The organism is Streptomyces sp. 6-11-2 (assembly GCF_006540305.1).
GTDB lineage: Bacteria > Actinomycetota > Actinomycetes > Streptomycetales > Streptomycetaceae > Streptomyces.
This window is the reverse complement of sequence record NZ_BJOR01000001.1, coordinates 6,885,147-6,906,764: the sequence shown is the minus strand read 5'-3', so window position 1 is coordinate 6,906,764 and position 21,618 is coordinate 6,885,147. Positions and strand designations below refer to the sequence as shown.

Annotated in this window: 17 protein-coding genes and 1 pseudogene; 4 read left to right on the top strand and 14 right to left on the bottom strand. The window is 72.3% G+C overall.

Annotated features, from left to right (window positions below):
* Positions 1-2: 2 nt before the first annotated feature.
* Together TNCT6_RS30925 and TNCT6_RS30920 are read right to left on the bottom strand one after the other, a co-directional pair.
* Positions 3-2,849 (bottom strand): AAA family ATPase, encoded by a 2,847-nt coding sequence (locus TNCT6_RS30925; RefSeq protein ID WP_141364257.1) that lies wholly within the window; start codon positions 2,847-2,849, stop codon positions 3-5.
* Positions 2,846-3,292, bottom strand: a complete 447-nt coding sequence (locus TNCT6_RS30920; protein ID WP_141364256.1) for a MarR family winged helix-turn-helix transcriptional regulator — start codon at positions 3,290-3,292, stop codon at positions 2,846-2,848. The genes TNCT6_RS30925 and TNCT6_RS30920 overlap by 4 nt, the downstream gene beginning before the upstream one ends.
* Before the next feature lie 851 nt (positions 3,293-4,143).
* Between TNCT6_RS30920 and TNCT6_RS30915 the strand changes: the two genes are divergently transcribed.
* Together TNCT6_RS30915 and TNCT6_RS30910 are read left to right on the top strand one after the other, a co-directional pair.
* Positions 4,144-6,333 (top strand): chorismate-binding protein, encoded by a 2,190-nt coding sequence (locus TNCT6_RS30915; protein WP_141364255.1) that lies wholly within the window; start codon positions 4,144-4,146, stop codon positions 6,331-6,333.
* A 223-nt stretch (positions 6,334-6,556) separates the two neighbouring features.
* Positions 6,557-7,933, top strand: a complete 1,377-nt coding sequence (locus TNCT6_RS30910) for a glycosyltransferase (protein ID WP_141364253.1) — start codon at positions 6,557-6,559, stop codon at positions 7,931-7,933.
* A gap of 218 nt (positions 7,934-8,151) precedes the next feature.
* Here TNCT6_RS30910 and TNCT6_RS41220 read toward each other — a convergent pair whose 3' ends face one another.
* Both TNCT6_RS41220 and TNCT6_RS30900 read right to left on the bottom strand, forming a co-directional pair.
* Entirely contained in the window at positions 8,152-8,853 is a 702-nt protein-coding gene (locus TNCT6_RS41220; protein WP_253266283.1) for a hypothetical protein, read from the bottom strand.
* A gap of 342 nt (positions 8,854-9,195) precedes the next feature.
* Positions 9,196-10,131, bottom strand: a complete 936-nt coding sequence (locus TNCT6_RS30900; RefSeq protein ID WP_253266282.1) for a DUF2249 domain-containing protein — start codon at positions 10,129-10,131, stop codon at positions 9,196-9,198.
* 373 nt (positions 10,132-10,504) lie between these two features.
* Between TNCT6_RS30900 and TNCT6_RS30895 the strand changes: the two genes are divergently transcribed.
* Positions 10,505-11,119 carry a hypothetical protein gene (locus tag TNCT6_RS30895; protein WP_141364249.1) on the top strand — a complete coding sequence of 205 codons (615 nt, stop codon included), beginning with the start codon at positions 10,505-10,507 and terminating at the stop codon, positions 11,117-11,119.
* Between the two features lie 135 nt (positions 11,120-11,254).
* On the opposite strand, the gene TNCT6_RS30890 is transcribed toward TNCT6_RS30895, so the two are convergent.
* The 4 genes and pseudogenes from TNCT6_RS30890 to TNCT6_RS30875 form a co-directional block, all read right to left on the bottom strand.
* Positions 11,255-11,707 carry a DUF5707 domain-containing protein gene (locus TNCT6_RS30890; RefSeq protein ID WP_141364247.1) on the bottom strand — a complete coding sequence of 151 codons (453 nt, stop codon included), beginning with the start codon at positions 11,705-11,707 and terminating at the stop codon, positions 11,255-11,257.
* 323 nt (positions 11,708-12,030) lie between these two features.
* Positions 12,031-13,167, bottom strand: coding sequence for an MFS transporter (locus tag TNCT6_RS30885; RefSeq protein ID WP_141366966.1), 1,137 nt, complete (start codon positions 13,165-13,167; stop codon positions 12,031-12,033).
* A 70-nt stretch (positions 13,168-13,237) separates the two neighbouring features.
* Positions 13,238-13,555 (bottom strand): annotated as a pseudogene (locus tag TNCT6_RS41965) (Chromate resistance protein ChrB); the annotation flags it as partial.
* 184 nt (positions 13,556-13,739) lie between these two features.
* Complete coding sequence (locus TNCT6_RS30875) at positions 13,740-14,129, bottom strand: metalloregulator ArsR/SmtB family transcription factor (RefSeq protein WP_141364245.1); 390 nt, start codon at positions 14,127-14,129, stop codon at positions 13,740-13,742.
* A gap of 93 nt (positions 14,130-14,222) precedes the next feature.
* On the opposite strand from TNCT6_RS30875, the gene TNCT6_RS30870 reads away from it, so the two are divergent.
* Positions 14,223-16,199, top strand: coding sequence for a heavy metal translocating P-type ATPase (locus TNCT6_RS30870; protein ID WP_141364244.1), 1,977 nt, complete (start codon positions 14,223-14,225; stop codon positions 16,197-16,199).
* A gap of 387 nt (positions 16,200-16,586) precedes the next feature.
* Here TNCT6_RS30870 and TNCT6_RS30860 read toward each other — a convergent pair whose 3' ends face one another.
* From TNCT6_RS30860 to TNCT6_RS30835, 6 genes are read right to left on the bottom strand one after another with little or no spacing between them, the layout of a single operon-like run.
* Positions 16,587-17,468 carry an alpha/beta fold hydrolase gene (locus TNCT6_RS30860; protein ID WP_141364242.1) on the bottom strand — a complete coding sequence of 294 codons (882 nt, stop codon included), beginning with the start codon at positions 17,466-17,468 and terminating at the stop codon, positions 16,587-16,589.
* A gap of 18 nt (positions 17,469-17,486) precedes the next feature.
* Positions 17,487-18,320: an MBL fold metallo-hydrolase gene (locus TNCT6_RS30855; protein ID WP_172633108.1), complete on the bottom strand. Its 834-nt coding sequence runs from the start codon at positions 18,318-18,320 to the stop codon at positions 17,487-17,489.
* The gene (locus tag TNCT6_RS30850) at positions 18,317-19,486 is read right to left on the bottom strand and encodes an aryl-sulfate sulfotransferase (RefSeq protein WP_141364238.1); all 1,170 of its coding nucleotides are present in this window, start codon (positions 19,484-19,486) and stop codon (positions 18,317-18,319) included. The genes TNCT6_RS30855 and TNCT6_RS30850 overlap by 4 nt, the downstream gene beginning before the upstream one ends.
* The gene (locus tag TNCT6_RS30845; protein WP_141364236.1) at positions 19,483-19,968 is read right to left on the bottom strand and encodes a MarR family winged helix-turn-helix transcriptional regulator; all 486 of its coding nucleotides are present in this window, start codon (positions 19,966-19,968) and stop codon (positions 19,483-19,485) included. Before TNCT6_RS30845 ends, TNCT6_RS30850 begins: the two co-directional genes overlap by 4 nt.
* Complete coding sequence (locus tag TNCT6_RS30840) at positions 19,965-20,828, bottom strand: ABC transporter ATP-binding protein (RefSeq protein ID WP_141364234.1); 864 nt, start codon at positions 20,826-20,828, stop codon at positions 19,965-19,967. Before TNCT6_RS30840 ends, TNCT6_RS30845 begins: the two co-directional genes overlap by 4 nt.
* Positions 20,829-20,857: 29 nt before the next feature.
* Positions 20,858-21,613, bottom strand: coding sequence for an ABC transporter permease (locus TNCT6_RS30835; protein WP_172633107.1), 756 nt, complete (start codon positions 21,611-21,613; stop codon positions 20,858-20,860).
* Positions 21,614-21,618: the final 5 nt, after the last annotated feature.

Sequence of the window (21,618 nt, the reverse complement as noted above, 5' to 3'; positions counted from 1 at the left end):
CCTCACGCCCCTTCCAGCACCGACCAGCCCGGCACAGGCCACGAGCGGCCGTGCACGGCGCGCAGGGCGTCCGTGAGCTGGTCCCGTCGGCGCACCCCGAGCTTCCGGTAGACATTGGTCAGATGTGACTCGACGGTGCGCACCGTGACGAACAGCCGTTGTGCGATCTGGCGGTTGCTGGCCCCGGACACCGCCAGTCCCGCCACCTTCAGCTCCGTGGTGGTGAGCAGACCCCCGGTCGGCACGCCGGCGGCATGGCCCATGCGCCCGCCGGCGGAGACCAGCAGGCTGCGGGCCGACTCCGCCAGCGCGAGCGCCCCGCAGCCACCCGCGATGCCGGCCGCCTTGCGCAGCCGCTCCCGGGCACCGGCCTCGTCGCCGTGCAGCAGGAGAGCCCGGCCCAGCGCGTATTCGGCACGGGCGTACGCGGAGACCGCGGGCGACCGGGACAGCTGGTGGGCCGACTCGGCGAGCAGGTCGAGCCCGGCCCGGCCCGGAGTGAGGACGCCCGACGCGAGCGCGGCGAGCCCGAGGGCGCGCGGCGTTCCCCAGCGCCGCGCGCGTTCGGCTCCTTGTTCGGCCAGTTCCCTGCCCTCCGCCGGCCGGATGGCCGCGAGGATCAGGCAGGTGTCCACCCACCAGGAGGTGAGCACCGGGCTCAGCACACCGGCGGTCTCCTGCACCGCGCCGCACTCGCGCAGCAGCCGCAGCGCCTGCCGGGGGCTGCCGGTCGCCCAGCGGGTGCGGGCGCGGGTGTGCAGATACAGCAGGTAGGCGAGGGCCGAACCGCTCGGCTCGGAGCGGCCGATCCGGTCGAGCAGCCGCTCGGCCTGCTGCGGCTCGCCGCGGTCGACGAGCACCGACGCGAGCACCGCTCGTGCCGTGACCAGCCGTGCCTCGCAGTTGGTGCGGCCCGCCGCGGCGATCGTCGAACGGGCCTCCGCGGCGGCGTCGAGGACGGCACCGTCACGGTGCAGCAGGTGGGACCTCAGGGACCCGGCGAGCACCCGCACCCAGGCCGTCGGTTCGTCGCCCTCGCGCCGCAGCATGGTGTCCAGCGCGGTGTGCGCCTCCGTTGTCTCGTCCGCGAGGCCGAGTGTGGCGGCGGCGGTGAACAGCAGCCACGGCGGCGGCTGGAGGGAGGGCGTGGCCAGCGCGCGCCGGGCGCCTTTCACGGCCGCCTCCCGGGAGTGGCCGGCCAGCGCGGTACGCAGGGCGGCGAGCGCCTCCGTCTCGTGCCGGTCGGTGCGCAGCCGGTACGACGCCGTCACCGTGCCGCGGTGCTCCCGCGCCGCCACACCGGTCCCGCGCCGTCCCATGAGCAGCAGCACGGTCGCCACCTGGTCGCGCAGTTGCGGGGCACGCTCGGGGCCGGACGCCAGGGCGTCCCAGGCGGTCTCCAGTGCTCCCAGGATCTCCGCCCGGCAGGCGGCCGGGAGCGGTACGGACAGGCATGCCATGGCGTACTGGACCGCGATGGCGGCCCGCCCGCGCGTGTCGGCCGTGCCGGCGAGCGCCGCGCGGAACAGCGGAACGGCGCTCAGGGGGTCGTCGGGTGCCACGGCGAGCGCCAGCCGCAGCCGTGCCTCGACGTCGTCGGGCTCGGCCTCCAGCACCCGGCGCAGACAGCCGGCGGCCTCGGCCAGGGCGCCGCGTTGCTCGGCCCGGGCGGCGGCGTCCCGCAGGACCGCGGTCATCCAGGGTTCCCGGGCGCGAGGCATCCGCATCAGATGCCGGGCCACCTCTTCGACGGGCCGGCCTGCGTCGCTGAGCAGCAGCGCGGCGCGGGCGTGCAGGTTGGCCGCCCGCGCGGTGCCGAGCGGCTCGAGCAGCGCGGAACGTACGGCTTCGTGCACCAGAGCGGTGCCGTCGGGAGTGAGGGCTCCCGCGTGGCGCAGCACGGCGATCGCCTCCTCGGCCTGCGCGCGGTCCACCTCCGCCAGCACCGCGACGCCCTCCGGGAACTGTGTGCTCCCGAGCAGCGCGATCGCCGTGGCGACACTGCGGACCGTGGCGGACTCGCGGTCGACCACACGCCGCACCGACCGTGCGGCCATGCCGCCGCCGAGTTCCCACGCCTGTTGCGCTCCGGCCTTGTCCGGAGCCGCACCGCGTCTTCTCAGCTCGCGCAGCAGCCGGACGGCGGTGCGCGGGTTGCCGCCGGTGACCTCGGCGACGCGCTCGGCGAGCCGGGGGTGCGCCGGCGTGCCGAAGACCTCTTCGGCGAGGCCGCCGACGGCGTCGGTGCCGAGGGGCCCGAGGGGCAGCACGGACACCGGGGGGTGGGCGAGGAGGTCCGCCCAGGCCCGGGGAGCGCGCGGGTCGGTGCCGGAGCTCCGGGCGAGGACCACCAGCAGCGGCTGCCCGGCCGCCCGCCGCAGCAGGAACTCCAGCCAGCGCAGGGAGTGTTCGTCGCAGTGGTGGGCGTCGTCGAGTACGAGCAGCAGCGGCCGGTCCGCCGTGAGCCGCAGCACGTGCCCGAGGAGCCGGCGGAACACCGGGTAGGCGGAGGTGAGGGTGAACCGCTGGGCATCCCCGGGGCCGGGCAGGAACACGGCCGGGCTGTCCTCGCCCGGCTCCGGCTCCGGGCGGTCCGGAGCCGGCGCGCCCGCCGGCGCGAACAGCGCCCTCAGCCCCGCGTAGGCGCCGGCGCCTCCGGCCGCCTCGCCGCAGTGCGCCCGCAGCACCGCCATGTCCCGGCACGCGGGAGCGCGCAGCAGAGCGTCGAGGAGCACGCTCTTGCCGTAGCCGGGCGGTGCGGTCAGCACCACGCACCCCGTCTCACCACGGCATGCGGCGGCCGCCCGGGCGCCGAGTGCGGTCGACTCGTTGTCGCGGCCGTGTATCACGTCGTACTCCGGAGGCGGTCGAGCAGGTTGTCCAGGGTGGCCAGGTCGTCCTCGCTGAACTGGGCGAAGGTGTCCCGCAGATTGCGTACGTGTCCGACCGCGGCCCGGTGGAGGACGTCGTGCCCGGCGTCGGTGATGGCGGCGTAGGCGATCCTCCGGTCCCTGACGCAGGGGCAGCGTTCGACGTAGCCGGCCGCCTGTATCCGGTCGATCAGCCTGGTGACCCCGCTGGTGGTCAGGGCGATCTGGTCGGCCAGCGCACTCATGGTCAACTGCCCTTCCTCCGTGCGGGCGAGCCGGATCAGGACCTCGAACCAGACGTGCGGCAGGCCGACTTCCGACTGCATGGCCGTGCCCAGGCGCCGCTCGAGGTGACTGTGGGTCTCCACCAGGCGGCCGAACGTCGTGATGAGGGGGTGGTCGATCGGGTTCGAGGAAGGCACATGGGGATTCTAAGCCAGAACACTTGTCCAGTCAGCTATTGTCGAGTCAGAGGCATGTGGTTCAACGTGCGACTGGCCGGCCGAATACGATTGCGCTCCGAGGGCTGCGTTCGTGCGACTCGAAACCATGCGCTCGGCACCCAACTTTGCGATGGCGAACGAATATGTGCGCGATCGGCGACTGGTCGTCACGCGGTACGCACGGACTTCGGGCGGCAATCGGACCGGCGCGGCACCCAAGCGGGCAAGCCGGAGTCCACCCAACCCCCGGACGCGCCATCCACACCTCCCGCCGGTCGCCCCGGACCACGCGACGCCACGCGGCCCCACCGCCCACGGACATCGGCAATCAGGGCCCGCCACCTGGCCGCCCACCGCCCATGCGTTCGACACTAGGGAATTTCCGGTGTCGCGCATGAGATCACTTAGGAAGGTGATGCGTACCCCGACCGGAAGGAGCGGGAGTCCGACGAGAACCACGGAACGGTCGACCCACCCCCACCGCACTCACCCTTCCGCACACATCCACGTCCGGGAAGCGCAAACCCGGCCGAACCCGCGCGTTCCCGCCAGCAAATAGCCTCGGGCGAAATCCGGCAATGTGCTAATTCGGTTCCTCTTCAGACAGAGGAAGCGCCTTGTCGTGACGTCGAGAATAGGGATCCGGCGCGCGATGCCCGCTTCATGACCGAAATACACTTGGCCGAAATCAACACACTTCTCCCGCCTTTCGGAAACCGAGCCACCCAATCCGCAGCACGGGGACCGACGCATGCCCCGGTTCCGGCTGACGACGCTCCTCCTCCGACGCCCTGGTTCCGGTCCCCGCGTCCGCGGAGCGAGGACCCGCGATGCGCACTCTGCTCGTCGACAACGACGAATCCTTCACCCACAACCTGTTCCATCGCCTCGCCGAGGTGAACAACCGGGAGCCCGAGGTCGTCCGCCACGACGACCCCTCCTGGCGCCCGGGCCTGCTGCGGGGCTTCGACAACGTGGTGCTCTGCCCAGGGCCGGGCACCCCGCACGACCGCGCCGTCACGGCGATCGGTGCCGAGGTCTGCCGTCAGGACCGGCTGCCCGTGCTCGGCGTGGGTCTCGGCCACCAGATGATCGCGCTGGTGCACGGCGGCACTGTGGGCCGTGCGCCCTGGCCGTGCCACGGACGCGTCTCGCCCGTGCGGCACACCGGTAGCGGGCTCCTTCGGCAACTGCCCAACCCGCTCGAGGCCGTCCGGTACCACGCGCTCGCGGTCACCGGTCTCTCCCCCGCCCTGGAGCCCACCGCCTGGGCGACGGACGACGGCGTGGTCATGGCGCTGCGCCACCGGAGTCTGCCGCTGTGGGGAGTGCAGTTCCACCCCGAGTCCGCCGGCACGGACACGGGCCGTCAACTGCTCGTCAGCTTCCGCGAACTGACGGAGGAGCACCGGAGATCCCGCCCCGGCCCACCCCTGTTCGCCGGTGCCCCGCCACGGCAGGCACCGGCGGTCACCGCCACCGGTACGGAGAAGGCGCCGAAGCGGCTGCCGGGCGCCGGTGACCGTACGCAGCACCCGCGCCGCCGGCTGCGGGTGCTGGCCGAACAGCTGGAGACAGGCTGGGATGCGGAGACGGTCTTCGACCGCCTGTTCCGCCCCGGTGACCATCCCTTCTGGCTGGACAGCGGCCGGGCGGACGGCGATCCGGGCGGGGTGTGCGTCCTCGGCAACGCGGACGGGCCGCTCGCCCGGGTCGCCACCGCGCACGTGGTCCGGGGCAGCGTGTCCGTCCGGGGGACGGGGCCCGCCGAGCTGGTCCGCAGTCCGTTCCTGCGCTGGCTCGACGAGGACCTGCGGTCCCTGACGGTGGAGGTCCCGGAGCTGCCGTTCGACTTCGCGCTCGGCTGGGTCGGCTGTCTGGGCTACGAGTTGAAGGCCGAGTGCGGCGGCGCGAGGGCGCACCGGTCACCGGCTGCGGACGCCGTCATGGTCTTCGCCGACCGTGCCGTCGTCCTGGACCACGGCACGGGCACCGCGTATCTGCTCGCCCTGGCCGAGGAGGGGGACGAGGGTCCGGCCCGGTCCTGGCTCACCGCCGTCTCGGCACGGCTCGTCACGGTGCCGCCGCTGCCCGTTCCGGCCGCCCGCATCCCGTCACCGGCGCGGCCGGCCCGGCTGCGGCTGCGTCATGAGCGCGAGCGGTACCTCAAGCTCGTCGACGCCTGCCAGGACGAGTTGACCGCCGGCCACACCCATGGGCTGTATCTCGCCAACATGATCGAGACCAGGACGGACCTCGACCCCTGGCAGGCGTACCGCACCCTGCGGCGGCTCGCCCCGGCGCCGTTCGGGGCGTTCCTGGGATTCGGCGCGCTGTCCGTGCTCAGCTCCGCCTCCGGGCGTTTCCTGCGCGTCGACCGGCAGGGGTGGGTGGAAACGACGGTCACCGAGGGCTCCCGCCCCCGCGGGAGCATGCGGGAGGAGGACGCCCTGCTGATCGCGGACCTCGCCACCAGTGAACGGGAGCGGGCCGCCCATCTGACCCTCGTCGACCTGGCGCGGCACGATCTGGGTTCCCGCGCCGAGGCCGCCGCCGTCACGGCCGATCCGCTGTTCGACGTGATGACGTGTCCCGCCGGGCACCGGCTGGTGACCACGGTCGGAGCGCGGCTGCGCCAAGGCACCACAGCCGTGGCGGCGTTGCGTTCGGCCTTCCCGGGCGGCTCCGTGACCGGCGCTCCGAAGCCGCGGACGATGCGGACCCTGGACCGGCTGGAGAGCGGGCCGCGCGGCGTCCACACCGGGGCGATCGGTTACTTCTCCCTCTCGGGATCGGCCGACTTCGGCCTCGCCACCCGCACGGCGGTGCTGAGCGGCCGGCGTCTGCGGTACGGCGTCGGCGGCGCCGTCACCGCGCCGTGCGACCCGGACACCGTGTTCGAGGCGACGGCACGCGAGGCCGAGCCACTGCTGTCCCTGTTGGGCGCGCGGCTCCCGGGACACGGCACGCCGCAGGCCCCGGGTGTCGCCCTGCAGGGCTCGCGGGGGCGTCGGCTCTAGGCCTGCTCCGGATACCGCTCTGTGAGCGTGGGGCGACGGGCTCCATCCGACGGGCTCCATCGGCAGCCCCCGTCCCGCGTCCGGGATTGTGCGCACCCGCTCCAACAGGAGGTCTAAGGATCTTCCGGCATCCGGCGTGAGATCACAGTGCCGGGCGATGCGGATCGCCCGGGGAGGTGCTCCCCCGTCCTGCCGGCCACCGATGAAAGGCACAAGGCACTTCATGGATTCCGCCCGACGGCCGATCCTGTTCGTCAGTCTCCCGGAGAGCGGCCTGCTGAACCCGCTGCTGGTGCTGGCCGGTGAACTCTCCCGCCAGGGCGTGGCGGACCTGTGGTTCGCCACCGACGAACACCGCAGGGAGGACGTGCGCAGAACGGCGGAACGCGCACCGGTACGGTTCGCCTCCCTCGGCGAGGTGATTCCCGAGCTGTCGGCCGTGACCTGGCCCGACGACGTCTACCGGGAGGTCACGCAGTGCTCCCGCTTCCGGGCCCATCGCGCCGTCATCAAGCAGTCCTACAGGCCCGCCCTCCAGGCCGAGAAGTTCCACCGGCTCCAGAAGATCGTCGACAGGGTCCGGCCGACGCTCATGGTCGTCGACTGCATGAGCGGTTTCGCCGTGGACCTGGCGGTCTCCCGGGGCATCCCCTTCGTGCTGAGTGTGCCGTTCCTGCCCAGCAACGTGCTGACCTCGCACAGTCCCTTCGCCAAGGGGCTCACCCCGCGTGACTTCCCCGTCCCGCACTCGGGGCTGCCGCGCCGGATGAACCTGGCGCAGCGGGTGGCCAACGAGCTGTTCAAGTTCCGTACCCTGGCCATGTTCTTCAACCCGGTCATGGGCAAGGTGCTGTCGAAGGACGCCCGTCTCCGCAAGGAGCAGGGACTTCCACCACCCAACCCGATGACGCGGATCGACAAGGCCGAGCTGGTGCTGTGCAACTCGGTCGCGGAGCTGGACTATCCGTTCGACATCCCGGAGAAGATGCGCCTCGTCGGCGCGGTGCTGCCGCCACTGCCGGAAACCACCGGAGACGATCCGGTGCGCAAGTGGCTCGACGACCAGTCGTCCGTCGTCTACATGGGCTTCGGCACCATCACCCGGCTGACCCGAGAGCAGGTGGGTTCCCTGGTGGAGGTGGCGCGCCGGCTGGCGGGCGAGCACCAGGTGCTGTGGAAACTGCCCGCCGAACAGCAGCACTTGCTGCCGGCGTCCGATGAACTGCCGGGCAACCTGCGTATCGAGAGCTGGGTGCCCTCCCAGCTCGACGTCCTCGCCCACCCGGGCGTCAAGGTGTTCTTCACCCACGGCGGCGGCAACGGCTTCCACGAGGGCCTCTACTTCGGCAAGCCGCTGGTCGTGCGCCCCCTGTGGGCGCACTGCTACGACCAGGCGGTACGCGGCCGGGACTCCAGGGTGAGCCTGACCCTCGACCACCCGGAGACCATCGTCGTCGACGACGTCGTGGACAAACTCACCCGCGTTCTGCGCGAGCCGTCCTTCCACGAGAACGCCGAACGCATCGGCGCCCTCCAGCGCGCCGCGGGCGGCCGGACAACCGCCGCCGACCTCATCCTCGGCCTTCCGGCCCTGGTCTGACGGTGAGCGGCCTTCAGCTATCCCGGTCCGCCGACTGCAACGGCCAAGCGCGCGGCGTCGCCTGCCGGAGTCGGCGGTGGCCTCGGCCGCCGCCTGCGGCGGGCGGCGGCCGACGCCCGGTCCAGCGGCGCGTACGCCGCCGGACCGGGTGACGCCCTTGGCCGTTCGGCCCAGGCGGAACGGCGCTGGCAGGACCCACCGCAGGGTCCTGGCCGTCCTCACTTGCCCACGGCCTGACCCCGACCGGGCCACGGCCTGTCGTGACCTGCCGAGGAGGCGCCGAGGGTTGGCGTCACCTGTCCTCCGGACCGAGCGCCGGGCACAGTGCGTCGACGATCAGGTCGAGGAACCGGTCGATCTCCTGGGCGCCCTCCTCGTAGACCGTGTCGAAGACGGTGCCGACGATGTGGAAGGCGATGGCCGTCGCCCGGCCCGGCGGCCACCACCCAGAAGCGGGCCCGCTCCCCCGCCTTCGCCTTGAGGGGCGCCTTGGCGTACTGGGCGGCGACGCCGTTGAACACCGTGGCGTCAGGGGCGGCCCGACGCATCTTCGCCACCTGGGCCGCACTTCCGGGCGTGCCGAGGTGGAGCTCCGACAGCGTGGGGGTGCCGGTGGGGGACACGGCGACACGGACGCCCGCCTCTTCGCCGTACCCGATCAGCTCCAGCAGGTCGGGGCGCTGGAACGGGTCCCCGCCGGTGATGACGAACAACGGGGCGGGCCGTCCGGACGCGGCGACCTGCCGGAGCAGGTCCTTGGCGGCGGCGGTGTCCAGTTCGCGCGGGTCGCGGTCGGGCACGGCCCCGCCGCGGCAGTGCAGGCGGGCCAGGGGCCAGGCGCGGATGGACCCCCGGATGGCGATGAACGGCTTGTCCGCGACGTTCTGGTGCTGCCGGCGGATCGCTTGCACACCGCTCACCGCGGTCTTCGTACAGGATGGGTCCGCATCGTGCGTCCGGCCGCCCGCGAGTCGGGGCAGACGTGGCGGGCGGTCGGACGGTGACCGGTCCGGCCCGTGCGCGGCGCCCGCCACGGGGGACGGCGGTGGAGACGGCCGCGCGGGCGCCTTGTTCGGTCGTGCACGGGATACCTCCGGATCGGTCGGAAGCCAGCATCCGGTGTCGGGCGGTCCTGGGGCAGTGGCCGAAGAGCCCACGGACATGGGCCGGCCGTCCCTGGTTCCAGTGATCACGACGCAACGGGCGGCCGCCGCCCTGATCGGCGATGGCGGCGGCCGCCTGCCCGGAGACGGGTGAGTCCGTCAAGGACGGTGCGGCTGCGCGCCCAAGGCGTCCGCCGTGGCCACCAGTGCCGCGCCGAGGCCGGTCAGTACTCCGCCCAGGCCCATGACCAGCGTGGTGAGGTGCCAGGCCTGGTAGGCGGACAACAGCGAGCCGCGCAGCGTCTCCCCCATGAAGGCGGTCTGACGCAACTGGGCGAGTTTCTCGTCGTCGTCCCCCGTGGCGTGCAGCTCTTCGGTGATCTCGGCATACGTACGGCCGCCCGTCGCCTGGGCGACATGCTCCTTGATCAGCTCAGCGTAGGCGTGGGCCTGGGCACCGGTCTCCACGCTCCGGCCGGCGAGCGCGGCGAGGTGAGCGGGCAGCCCGTGGTCCGGGAACGTGATCCGCTGCGCGGCCAGTTCGGTACGGATCTCCTTGCGGCCCATACGGCCGCGCAGAACCATGACGGGTCCGGCGGCCATCAGGGCCGCGCCGGCCATCCTGACCAGTACGCCGGTCCGGCGGTGCGCACCATCCATGACATGCCCTCCTGGTTTTGCTTCCTTGGCCTGGTTTTCCTGGTGATGGACGCGGCGCGTACGAGGACGCTGGGCGTCTCGGCGTCCGCGGACCGCGCGAGCGGCCGTGGCGGCGCCGGGTGGGCGACAGCTGAGGCGCAGCCGCCGGACTTCGGGCCCCCGTTGCGGGTAATCCAGCGCGAAGACACCGCGGTCGCGCTGCTCGACCCGCGCGAGCAGCGGCAGCGGCAGCGGGTCGTGCGGCGCGACGAGCGCCATGGCGCCGCCGGCCGGAACCGCGTCCGGCGCGCCGAGGACCGTGGCATGACGCCGGGCACGGGGTGCGGACCGCACGCCCCGTTCGGACACGGCCTCCTCCTCCGCACCACCGCAGCCGCACACACCGCCACAGCCACCGCCCTCTTCCGCCTCGCCACCCGATATGTCCTCCACCATCTCAGGACGCTGCGGTCTGGAAGCGCCGTGCGCGGGCGTGTCCGCGGACGGCCGGGAAGGAGGCCGTCCGCCACGTCCCCCGACACAGCGCACCAGGCGGCCGGGCACAGGTACCGGGACGGGAGCACCGCCCGGCCGATGGCACCGGGCCGGACGGCGACCGGACCAGGAGCGCGCCGCGGCTGCCTCAGCCCGTGGACACGAGAAGACGTGGCCGGACAGCCGGACCTGACGGCCCGTGGCCGCTCCCGGCCGGTCACGGGCCAGGATTGCCGTGCCGCGGCGGTCGGCGCCTGAGCCGACCGGCCCTCGGGTACTCCCCATGGCCCCTGGTCACGGCTCCGAACGGCCCCTCGATGGAAGGGCGGCTCAGATGTTCCGCGCGACACGCACGGCACTGGTCGTGCGGGGGTTTGTCGGCCGGTTCGTCTACTCCGCCGTGGCAGCCGAGGGCCCCGACGGCGCCCGCAGCTTCCGTCTGCTCTCCGACATCCTGCTCGGCGTGGTGGCCGGGGCGGTGGACGACCCGGTGGCCGCCGCCACCGAGGCCGGCCGCTCCTGGGGTGCCTATCTGACGGACGCCCCCGCCCCCACCGAGCGGATCGGGGCGGAGGAGGGGCAGCGGCGTCTGAGGGCGACCCTGGAAGGCATGGGCTTCGTCACGGAGGCGGAGGCACCGGCCGAGGAACCGGCCGGTGAACCGGCAGTGGGAGCTTCGCGGGACGGGGCGGGGGGCGGGGGCGAGGACGCCGAGGGGATGCGGCGGCTGCGGCTGCACCGCTGCCCGTTCCGCGAGGTCGCCCAGCGCCGCCCGGACATCATCTGCGCCGTCCACCTCGGGCTGATGCGGGGCACCGTCGACACCCTGCGCGCCCCGCTGGCTGCCGAGTCCCTGGAGCCCTTCGTCACCCCGCACCTGTGCGTGGCGACCCTGCGACGCACCGACCTGCCGACCGGCCGGGAGGTTCGCGACACGCTCTCAGGCTGACGCGGTCAGCTCCAGGGCGAGGACGGCCTCGACCAGGTCGGTGACGCGGGTGGCACTGCACCGGAACGTGCGCGGCAGCCGCCGGGTCGGGCGCGCGTCGTGGTCCGCGCTCTCTCGGTCAGGCGGGTGTGCCGGTCATCGGACGGTGAAGTCGGCCGCCTTGGTGTCCAGGGTCGTGGTGCCGTCCTTCGCGGTGGCCAGGACGGCGACGTGCCAGACACCGCGCGGGGACGACTCGGCGTCGGCACCGGTGACCTTGACGGTGTAGGTGCAGCGCACGGTGTTCTGCCCGGAGGGCTTGCAGACGGCCGACTCCGCGGCGGCCATGTCCTTGGCGGTCAGCCCCTTCTCGGCGAAGGACGAGTTCTGCGGCCAGGCGAGCACCTTCACGCTCTTGACACCGGAGGACGCCGTGACGTCGGTGACAAAGGCCAGCGATCCGTCGCGGTCCCCGTCGGGAGCGGTGTAGCGGGCACTGCTGTGCGCCGGCGCCGGAGCCTGCTCCCCGGCGTGGGCGAGGGCGAGGGCACCGGCACCACCGAGGATGACGACACCGGCGGCCACGGACAGAGCGACACGTCGGGACATGGGATTCTCCGTAACTGTCTCAGCACTGCATCGGATCGGCGCCAGTGGACTGCGCCGCTGCACCGATACTCGCCGCGCGAGGGTGCGCCGGACATGAGCGCGCATACTCAACCCGGCCTGAGTAAGCCGCCCGGACGTCAGCCGTCGAGGGCGGGCATGTCGGGGCCGATGGTCAGGGTGACCGTGGCGGGGGCTGATTGCTCGGACAGCGTGGGCGTCACGCCGGGCAGGTGGCCGGCGAGCGCCCGAGCCTGCTCCGACTGGCGTCGGCTTCGGCCCCTCTCGCGCGGACGGGCGTGCCTGCGCCGCCTGTGGTGCGGGCTTCACTCTCCGGCGGGCCGACGCCGTAGGACGGTGAGCACCGGGCCGAGCGCGAGAACGACGCCGAGAACGGCGAAGCCGTGGGTGAGGGTGGTGAGTGAGGCGACCGCCGCGACGAACAACGGGCCGCCCGCGTCGCCGAGTTCACGGCCGAGTTCGGCGGTGCCCATGGTCTGGCCGAGACGCTCCGTGGGGGTGCTTGCGGCAAGGGCGGCGAAGCCGAGCGGGGTGATCAGACCGGTTCCGGCGCCGATCAGCGCGGCACCCAGGAGCAGCCCCGTAAGACCCGGCAGCATGGCACAGCCCAGTCCCACGGCGGTGAGCAGCAGCCCTGCCGCGATGCCCGTACGGTTCGTCAGCCGTCCGTGGTCCAGTGCCCGTCCGGCCTGCGGCTGGACCACGGCCGCACAGGCGGCCAGGACCGACACGGCGGCACCGGTGGCCACCGTGCCCAGACCTGCCGCCCGGCCTGAGACCGGCAGGAAGCCCACCCCGACCGAGAGTGCGGCGGTCGCCGCGGCCAGGGCCGAGGTGGGGGCGAGGAAGGCCGGGTCGGCCAGGCGCCGGGCCAGGTCGAGGACCGTCTGCCGGGCCTTGGGCAGCGGCGGCACGACCGGGACGGCGAGCGCGGCCCACACGGCGACCGCTGCCCCGAGCACGGCCAGGACGGTGAACAGCAGGCGCAGGCCCCCGGCCCCCACCAGCACTCCGCCGAGCAGCGGGCCGAGGGTGTAGCCGATCGACTTGTAGAAGCCGTAACTGCCGAAGGCCCGGCCGTGTTTGGCCGCCGGATTGAGGCGGGCGACCAGCGCGGAGGCCGACGGGGAGAAGGCGGAGGCCGCGGCGCCCTGGCCGAGGCGCGCGGCCCACAGCCGGCCGGGGCTGTCCGCGACGACGTACAGGGCGGACGCCGCGGCGAAGGCGACGAGTCCGCCGAGCAGGACGGGGCGTGCGCCGATCCTGTCGGCGAGTGTGCCGAACAGCGGCTTGAGCAGTACCTCGGCACCGTCGTACAGGGCGAGGAGGCCGCCGAGCACCAGCAACGAGGTGACCGCGCCCCGGGCGTGGCCGCCGAGGTTGGCGGCGATTCCGTGCGCGCCGAAGGCGGTGGTGAACCCCGCGGCATACAGCGGCCACATGTGCCGGGCCGGAGCCGCCTGCACCGTGGGGGCCGTGCTCACTGTTCCGCCTCCGGGACCTGGTACAGACGCGCTCGGCGTAGTCCTCGCAGGCGGCCACACACTGCTTGATCCGCTCGCCGGCCCTCGCCGCCTCCGGTGTCCCGAACACGTCGCGTGCCGTCAGGTCGCGGTGCCGGCGCCGCAGCCGCTCCAGCGACTGCTCCTCTTCCTCCAGCTCGGCCGACGTGAACTTGGCCGTGCGACTGTCGCCACACCTTGAAATGTAGCAAGTGTTACATCCGGCGGCGTACGAGTGGGAGAACGTGAGGGGACGGGGGTCAGTGCTGTCGCCGGCAGCGCTCAGTGGGGCGGTCTGCGCAGGGCCCGGCCCGCCCGGCCGCGCCATCGTCACCGTAGATCCGCAGCTTTCGGTCGGGATGCCGGGCGGCGACGTCGGCGAACGCCCCGACGAGAACGACCTGCTGCCGCATCAGGCGGCGTTCGCCCTGTCGTCGGCCGACGGAGTCAGCCCATGCCGAGTGGCGCGCTTCGAGGTGCTCCGCCGAACCGCCCCGGTCGTCGGTCCGATCTCAGTCGACAGCGGCGGGCTCGGGGCGCTCGGCCGGGATGTCACGGACCCCCAGGCGCAGGTGCTCGACGTGATAGAGGGCCTGGTCGAGGAGTTCAGCGACGTGGTTGTCGTAGAGGGCGTAGATGATCGACCGTCCTCGCCGCTCACCGGTCACCAGACCGAGGTTGCGCAGCAGGCGAAGCTGGTGGGAGCAGGCGGAGGCTTCCATGCCGACGGCCTCCGCGAGCTCGCCGACCGAGCATGGCCCCTCCTGGAGACGGGCCAGGATGTACAGCCGGGAAGGCGTGGCGAGGGCCTGGAGCGTGGCGGCGACGTCCGCGGTGCCGACCGTGTCAAGGCGCTCGCGGGTCGTGGCGCTGCTGGTCGTGGTGACGCGTCCGTGGCCCATGACGCCATGATACCGATGTCACTTGAAGACCTGTTCATATGTTCCTGTACGGTGGAGGTGTTGCCGCGTCTGCCCGGGAAGGGTTGTTTTGTCATGTCTTCTGTACTGGACCAGCGGTCCGCGCCGTCCGTCGGCGGCCCACGGCCTGCCCTGCTCCGGCGCCCCACTCGTTTGCCGGCGCTGCCGGAGGCACGGTGGGCGCTCGCGGCCCTGTTGCTGTTCCTGCTCGCCCTTCCCGTCCACCTGCTCGACGGTCCGGCGTGGCTGTGGGGGACGCTGTTCGCCGCGACCTACGTGACCGGAGGCTGGGAGCCGGGCTGGGAGGGCCTGAAGGCTCTGAAGGACAAGACGCTGGACGTGGACCTGCTGATGGTCGTTGCGGCCCTCGGGGCCGCCGCGATCGGGCAGATTCTCGACGGCGCGCTGCTGATCGTCATCTTCGCCACCTCCGGCGCCCTCGAGGCGATCGCCACCGCCCGCACCGCGGAGTCCGTGCGCGGCCTGCTCGACCTGGCCCCCACGACCGCCACCCGGCTGCTGCCGGACGGCACCGAGGAGAGCGTCGACACCGAGCGACTGGCGGTCGGGGACACCATCCTGATCCGCCCCGGGGAGCGGGTCGGTGCCGACGGCCAGGTCCTTCACGGGGTCAGTGACGTGGACCAGGCCACCATCACCGGCGAACCGTTGCCGGTCGCCAAGCAGGCGGGTGCCGAGGTGTTCGCCGGCACTGTGAACGGCACCGGCGCCCTGCGCGCAAGGGTCGAGCGGGATCCGTCGGACTCGGTGATCGCCCGGATCGTGAAGATGGTCGAGGAAGCCTCCGAGACCAAGGCTCCCACCCAGCTGTTCATCGAGAAGATCGAGCAGCGCTACTCGATCGGCATGGTCCTCGCGACTTTCGCCGTGTTCGCCGTCCCGCTCGCTTTCGGCGACACGCTGCGGTCGGCGCTGCTGCGGGCGATGACGTTCATGATCGTCGCGTCGCCGTGCGCGGTGGTGCTCTCCACCATGCCGCCGCTGCTGTCGGCCATCGCCAACGCGGGCCGCCGCGGTGTGCTCGCCAAGTCCGCCGTCGTCATGGAGCGCCTCGGCCGGATCGACGCCGTCGCGCTGGACAAGACCGGCACCCTCACCGAGGGCACCCCCCGCGTCACCGACCTGCGGCCGCTGTCCGGCAGCGACCTGGACGAGGGCTCGCTCCTGCGGCTGGCGGCTTCCGCCGAGCACCCCAGCGAGCATCCGCTCGCCCGCGCCGTGGTCGCCGCCGCCCGTGAGAGGAACCTGGCGCTGGCCGAGGCCGGCGACTTCACCTCCAGACCGGGACAGGGCGTCACCGCCACCGTCGACGGCCACACCGTCCAGGTCGGCTCCCCTGCCCGCCTGCTGGACGGCTCCGCTCACGAGTCGCACGGGCAGGTGGTGGCCGAGCTGGAGGACACCGGCCGCACCGCTGTGGTGGTCCTGCGTGACGGGGTGCCGGTGGGGGTGCTGGGCATCGCCGACCGGCTGCGTCCGGACGCGGTGGCCACCGTCGCCGCGCTCACCCGGCTGACCGGCTGCGCCCCGGTACTGCTGACCGGCGACAACGAGCGTGCCGCACGGTACCTGGCCGCCGCGGTCGGCGTCACCGAGGTCCGCGCCGGACTGCTGCCACAGGACAAGGCGGCCGCGGTGAAGGAGTGGGAGGCCGAGGGGAAGCGGGTGCTCGTCGTCGGTGACGGAGTCAACGACGCCCCCGCGCTGGCCGCAGCGCACTCCGGGATCGCGATGGGCAAGGCCGGCTCCGACCTCGCCCTGGAGACCGCCGACGCCGTCGTCGTCCGCGACGAACTGGCCACCATCCCGTCCGTCGTGCAGCTGTCCCGCACCGCGCGCCGCCTCGTCATCCAGAACCTGGTCGTCGCCGGGGCGTTCATTACCGTCCTGGTCGCATGGGACCTGATCGGCACACTCCCCCTGCCTCTGGGCGTCGCCGGGCACGAGGGCTCCACCGTCCTCGTCGGCCTCAACGGCCTGCGCCTGCTGCGCGAGGCCGCCTGGCCCCGACTCACCAGGGACACCGCGTGAGCAGAGGCGCCCGGTGCGCCGCCCCCGCCCCGGGGGCGGAGCGGCCCACCGTCACCGTCTGCCGCGACTGCTGCTGCGGCACCCCAAGACTTCGCAGGTCGCGGACACCCCAGCGGATCCGCGGACGGCGGAACCAGTGCGGGTGAGCGAACGCACGTTCCACGAGCCGGCGTTGGGCTCCGAGGCCGGAGCCGTGCCCGGTGCCGCGGCGGGCGATCAGTGGCTTCGCTCCGAGGTCCCGGACCGGACGCGGTACTTGTCGTGGCCGCGGTCGCCCAGCACCACGTCCGGGCGACGCCGGGCCGGTCGGTGAGCCTGGCCCCGCACCGCGAGCACACCGGCCGCCGCACCGCACGGAGCGGCGCGGTGGCCATCACTGCCGGCGGATCAGGCTCCCTCACCGCCCGGTTCCGGTCCGTCATGCTGCTGGAGCAGAGTCAGAAGCTGCGGCACGAAGTCGCGGACATGGGTCGCGTACGGAACATGCCCGCCGGACATGGAGGTGAAGTCGGCACCGATGCGCCGGGCGAGGTTCTCGAGCGCGGAGCGGTAGCGGCCCAGCAGTTCCTGGTGCAGTTCCGTCCCGCCCTCGGAGCCGACGGCCACCGTGACGGGAATCCGGTGGTCGGCCACGACGTCGGCCGGAGGGTCCCAGCGATCGACGACGCCGAGTTCACGGGTCACCCACACCTCACCGTTGTCGAGGGTCCGCTCCGCGAGGTCCTCCTTGCGCTCCCGTGTGGTGCCGGTGAGCCAGCCGCTGAAGTCGGCCATCGACTCGCGGTACCCGCCCCGCTTCCTGGCCTCCTCGGCACGGTCGCGCATCGCGGCGAGCAGGTCGTCGCGCTCGGGCATCGTCCCGATCTTGGGTGGTTCATGGGCGACCGCGTTGCGGACGACTTCCGGGTGGCGAAGGGAGAGGTTCAACGTGATGGTGGCGCCGCTGCTGTTGCCGAAGACGTGGGCCGGCGCCAGGTCGAGAGCGCGCAGCAGCGCCGCCGCGTCGTCGGCCTGTTCGTCGGGTGAGGTCGCGGTCCATCCTTCTGGGTGTGAACTGCGGGAATTGCCGCGACGGTCGTAGGTGATCACGGTGAAGTGCTCGGCCAAGAGCCTGGCGGCGTCCTCGTAGGTGCCGGCGTCGCCACCGGCTCCGGGGATCATCAGCAGTGGCGTTCCGGTGCCGCGCAGCTCGTAGTACAGCTCGACGCCGTTCGCGAGCACGGTGCCGGCCTTCGCCGGTGCTTCGCCGCGGCTGGGCGTGTGGGTCATGCGCTTTCTCCCTGGGTTTCAGATGTCGAGCAGATCGCGGCCGATGATGATCTCGCCGTCGAACTGTGAGGCGGCGGCGGCGCGCCACATCTCTTCGGTGACCGTGGGGTGGTGCGGTACGAGGTGGGAGAGCACGAGGGTGCGTACGCCGGCCTCCTTGGCGAGGCGGCCCGCGTCCTGTGCGGTGGTGTGGCAACTGACGAGGTGCTCCCGGAGTGTGGCGGCCCGGGCGCCGCGAAGCTGTTCGGCCAGCGCCTCCTCGTAGATCGCCTCGTGGACGAGGACGTCGGCTCCGGTGGCGAGTTCGGCGAGCTTCGGCGAGTAACGGGTGTCGCCGGAGATGACCACTGACCGGCCGTCGCCGTCGAAGCGGTAGGCGAGGGCGTGCTCGAACGGCGGGTGGTCCACCAGGGTCGCGGTGACGCGCAGCCCGTCGCTCTCGTGGACCACGCCGGGGCCGGTGAGGTCGTGGCAGTGGAGCAGCGACGGGAAGGCGGCGCGGCCCGTCGTGCTGGTGCGGGACTCCAGCTCGATCCGCATCATTTCCACGAAGTGACCGACGCTGGCGGTGATACCGGCCGGGCCGTGGATGCCGACCGGCTCCGTCATGCCGTCGGTCCAGGCGAGAAGGGGAAGCGCGCCCACGTCGACCATGTGGTCGGCGTGGTGGTGGGTGATGTAGATCCCGGCCAGCTTGTCCAGGCGCAGTCCGGCCGCGGCCATCTGACGGGCGACGCCGTTGCCGCAGTCGACGACGTGCACTTGGTCACGGTGGACGATGGCCTGGGCGGGGGCGGCGCGGTGGACGGACGGCCTGGGACCGCCGGCGGTGCCGAGCAGAACTAGCTTCACTGGCCTTCCTCGGAGGTGGTTCGGGCCCCCAGCAGGGGTTCGATCAGTTCGGGTGAGTAGCGCAAGGCGCGGAACATCCGGTTGGCGGGCTGGAGGGCCGGGTTGCCCAGCGGGCTGTCGACGAAGTACGGATTGACGTACTCCCAGACCGTGGCGCCTTCCGGCGTCACCTCGAAGACCCGGCCGGTCAGTCCCTCACAGACGAGTGTGTTGCCGCCGGGGAGCCTCTGGGCGCTCGACTGCAGTGCGCTGAAGAAGTCGAAGGGGACGGGGTCGGTGTAGGTCCAGCCCGGCTCTCCGGTGGAGAGGTCGAATTCGACCAGCCGGGAGAAGGGCGGGCCGGGGTGCTGCCGTTGGAATCCGTTGTCGAAGACGAGGACCTTGTCGTCGCCGATCAGCGAGGGCGCGTGCTGGCCCGCGAGGACTCCGGCACCGATGCGCTGCCGGATGCGGCCCGTGGCCCGGTCGATGACCAGCAGGGTGGAGATCTGGCGTGCGCTCACGAGGAGGTCGCCGCACGGCAGTTCCACGACTCCGTTGGCGTGGGTCCACTCGCTGCGGTCCATGGGTCCGGGGCCGATGACGTCGGTCTCCGGGTCGAGGTGGCGGACACCGGACCACTCCCGGACGACCGTGCCGCTCGTGGTCATCTCCACCAAGGTGTCGACGTACATCGTCTCGGGGTCGTCGACGCCGCCGCGCACACGCAGTTGGAGCTCGGGCGGGACCTCCTCCAGGCCGAGCAGCAGGACGTTGCCGTTGCGCAGCAGGATGGCGTCGTGGTGATGGGTGGGGTGCTCGACGGACCACAGCACCGTGCTGTCCCACGCCACCTCGGCCACCACGCCGCCCTTGAAGGGCAGGGTTCCGAGGAACGGCAGGTCACGGTCGACGATGCGCCCCGAGTACAGAAGGGTGCCGCGCTCGGTCAGCCGGGAGCCCAGGCCGGGAGGCCAGGGCAGCTCCCACCGGTGGACCTCCTGCCCGTCCATGTCGATCAGGTAGGTCGTGCGGCCGCCGAAGCTGGGGGTGATGAGGGTGTAGCCGCGGTACGCCCGGGCGGGGTCGTGGGCACGCAGGCCGAGCCCCGTACGGCGTCGTGTGACCTGGTCGAGCGGGGCCGACCCTGTCATGGCCGACTGCGCGGTGGCGGCAACGGGGGTCACGGAGTGTCCTCCAACCGGGTTTCGAGTTCGATGACGAGGCGGTCGATCACGCCGATGAACGCTTCCTGTTCGGTGGGAGCCAGGGAGGCGAACACCTCACGGCGCAGCCGGTCCACTCGAGGGGCGATCCGCTGCACGGTCTCACGGCCGGCTTCGGTCAGAATGAGCACCTTGCGCCGCGAGTCGTGGGGGTCGCGCAGGACCTGGATCAGACCGCGCTGTGTCATCCGCTTGACGACGTCGGCGGCGGTGGCCTTGTCCATGGACAGGCGTGCGGCCAGGGTCTTCTGATCCTGGCCGGGGTCGCGGTGCAGTCCGGCAAGGGCCCCGAACTGGACGGCTGTGACCTCGCTGGACACCTCGGCGGACCACGCGGCGCCGTACACCTGGACGAGTCGGCGGATCTTCGCGAGGAAGCCCCAGGTGGGATCGGCGGCGTCCGCCGAAGGCACCGGGCTTCCCTTGAGTTCTGGTGCCGTCATGCCATCTTTTCCTCTCGGCTTTTCGCGGCCCTCGCAGAGGACTGGTTCCGGATCTCGCTCAGCACGTTCCCCCGTACCTCGGCGAACCTCGGCAGCGCCTTGGTCTCGATCTGGTCGCGGGATTCGCCGAGACCGGTGACCTCGACGCGCCGGACGGAAGCGGGGCTGCCGCCCAGTACCACGACACGATCTCCCAGATAGACGGCCTCGTCGACGTCGTGGGTGACCAGGACGACGCTGGAGGAGTACTTCTGCCGCAGTCCGAGCGTGAGGTCCTCGAGTTCGGCGCGCGTCTGGGCGTCCACACTCGCGAAGGGCTCGTCCATGATCATCACGTCGGGGCGGTAGGCGAGGGCGCGCGCGATGGCCACACGTTGCTGCATGCCGCCGGACAGTTCGTGAGGCAGTTTGCCGGCATGGGCGCTCAGGCCCACGGCGTCGAGTACTTCCTCGGCGATGGCCTGCTGCTCGCTCGCCGGGACGCCCTTGCCCTTCAGCGGCAGGACGATGTTGGAGCGCACGGACATCCAGGGCAGCAGGGAACGGCTGTAGTCCTGGAAGACCACCGCCATTCCCGGGGGCGGCTCGGTGACGGGTGTGCCCTCGAAGCGGACCTCACCGGTCGTGGGCCGCATCAGGCCCGACAGGCATCGCAGGAGGGTGGTCTTACCCGTGCCCGAGTGCCCCACGATGCAGACGAACTCCCGTGCGGCGACGGTGAAGTCCACCCCGTCCAGGACCGTCTTGGCCGTCTCACCGCGGCCGTAGGACTTCCCCAGGCCGATGGCCTCGAGTACGGGCGTCCGGTCGTCGCGCGAGCGGGCGCCCGGCGCGGTGCGCGTGGTCGTCGATACAGGCATGGCCGGTTCTTCCTTTCCGCAGGGGCGGGTCATGTGGAGATCCACGTGGAGGGGTGCCACCGCAGAAGGCGTCGCTGCACCACGGTGTAGAGCGAGTTGAGCGTGTATCCGAGGATTCCGAAGACGATGGTCCCCAGCCACACACCGGCAATGTCGAAATGGCGCTGCGAGTCGATGATGAAGTGCCCCACGCCTTCGGTGGCGCCGAACATCTCGCTGATCACGACCACGACGATCGACACCGAGAGCGCGGTCTTCATGCCGGCCAGGATGTGCGGGGCCGCCGCGGGCAGCGTCACCTTCGCAAACCGGGTGAGGGGTGGGACACGGTAGGCGTCCGCCACATCGCGCAGCCGGGCGTCCGTGGACAGCACACCGTCCATGGCACCCAGCAGAATGGGCCAGACGGCGCTGAGGAAGACCACGAGCACCCGGGTGCTCGCCGAGAAGCCGATGATCAGCAGCAGACATGGCACCAGAGCGGCGTTCGGCACGGCCCGGAGGAAGTCCAGCGTCGGGGTGACCAGGTCGCGCAAGGTCCGGGACGCCCCCATCGCCATGCCGATGACCACGCCGCCCACGGCGGACAGGGTGAAGCCGAGCAGGATGTTGCGGACGCTCGGAAGCAGGTCCTGCTGCCATCCGTCGGGCCACCAGGTCACGGCGCGGGCCCAGATCTCCTGCGGCGTGGAGACGTAGAGGTTGTCGGCGGCGTTGGTGACCAGGACCCAGGCGATGACCAGCAGCGTGGGCAGTGCCAGGGCCCGGAGGAGACGCCGAGGCATACTGA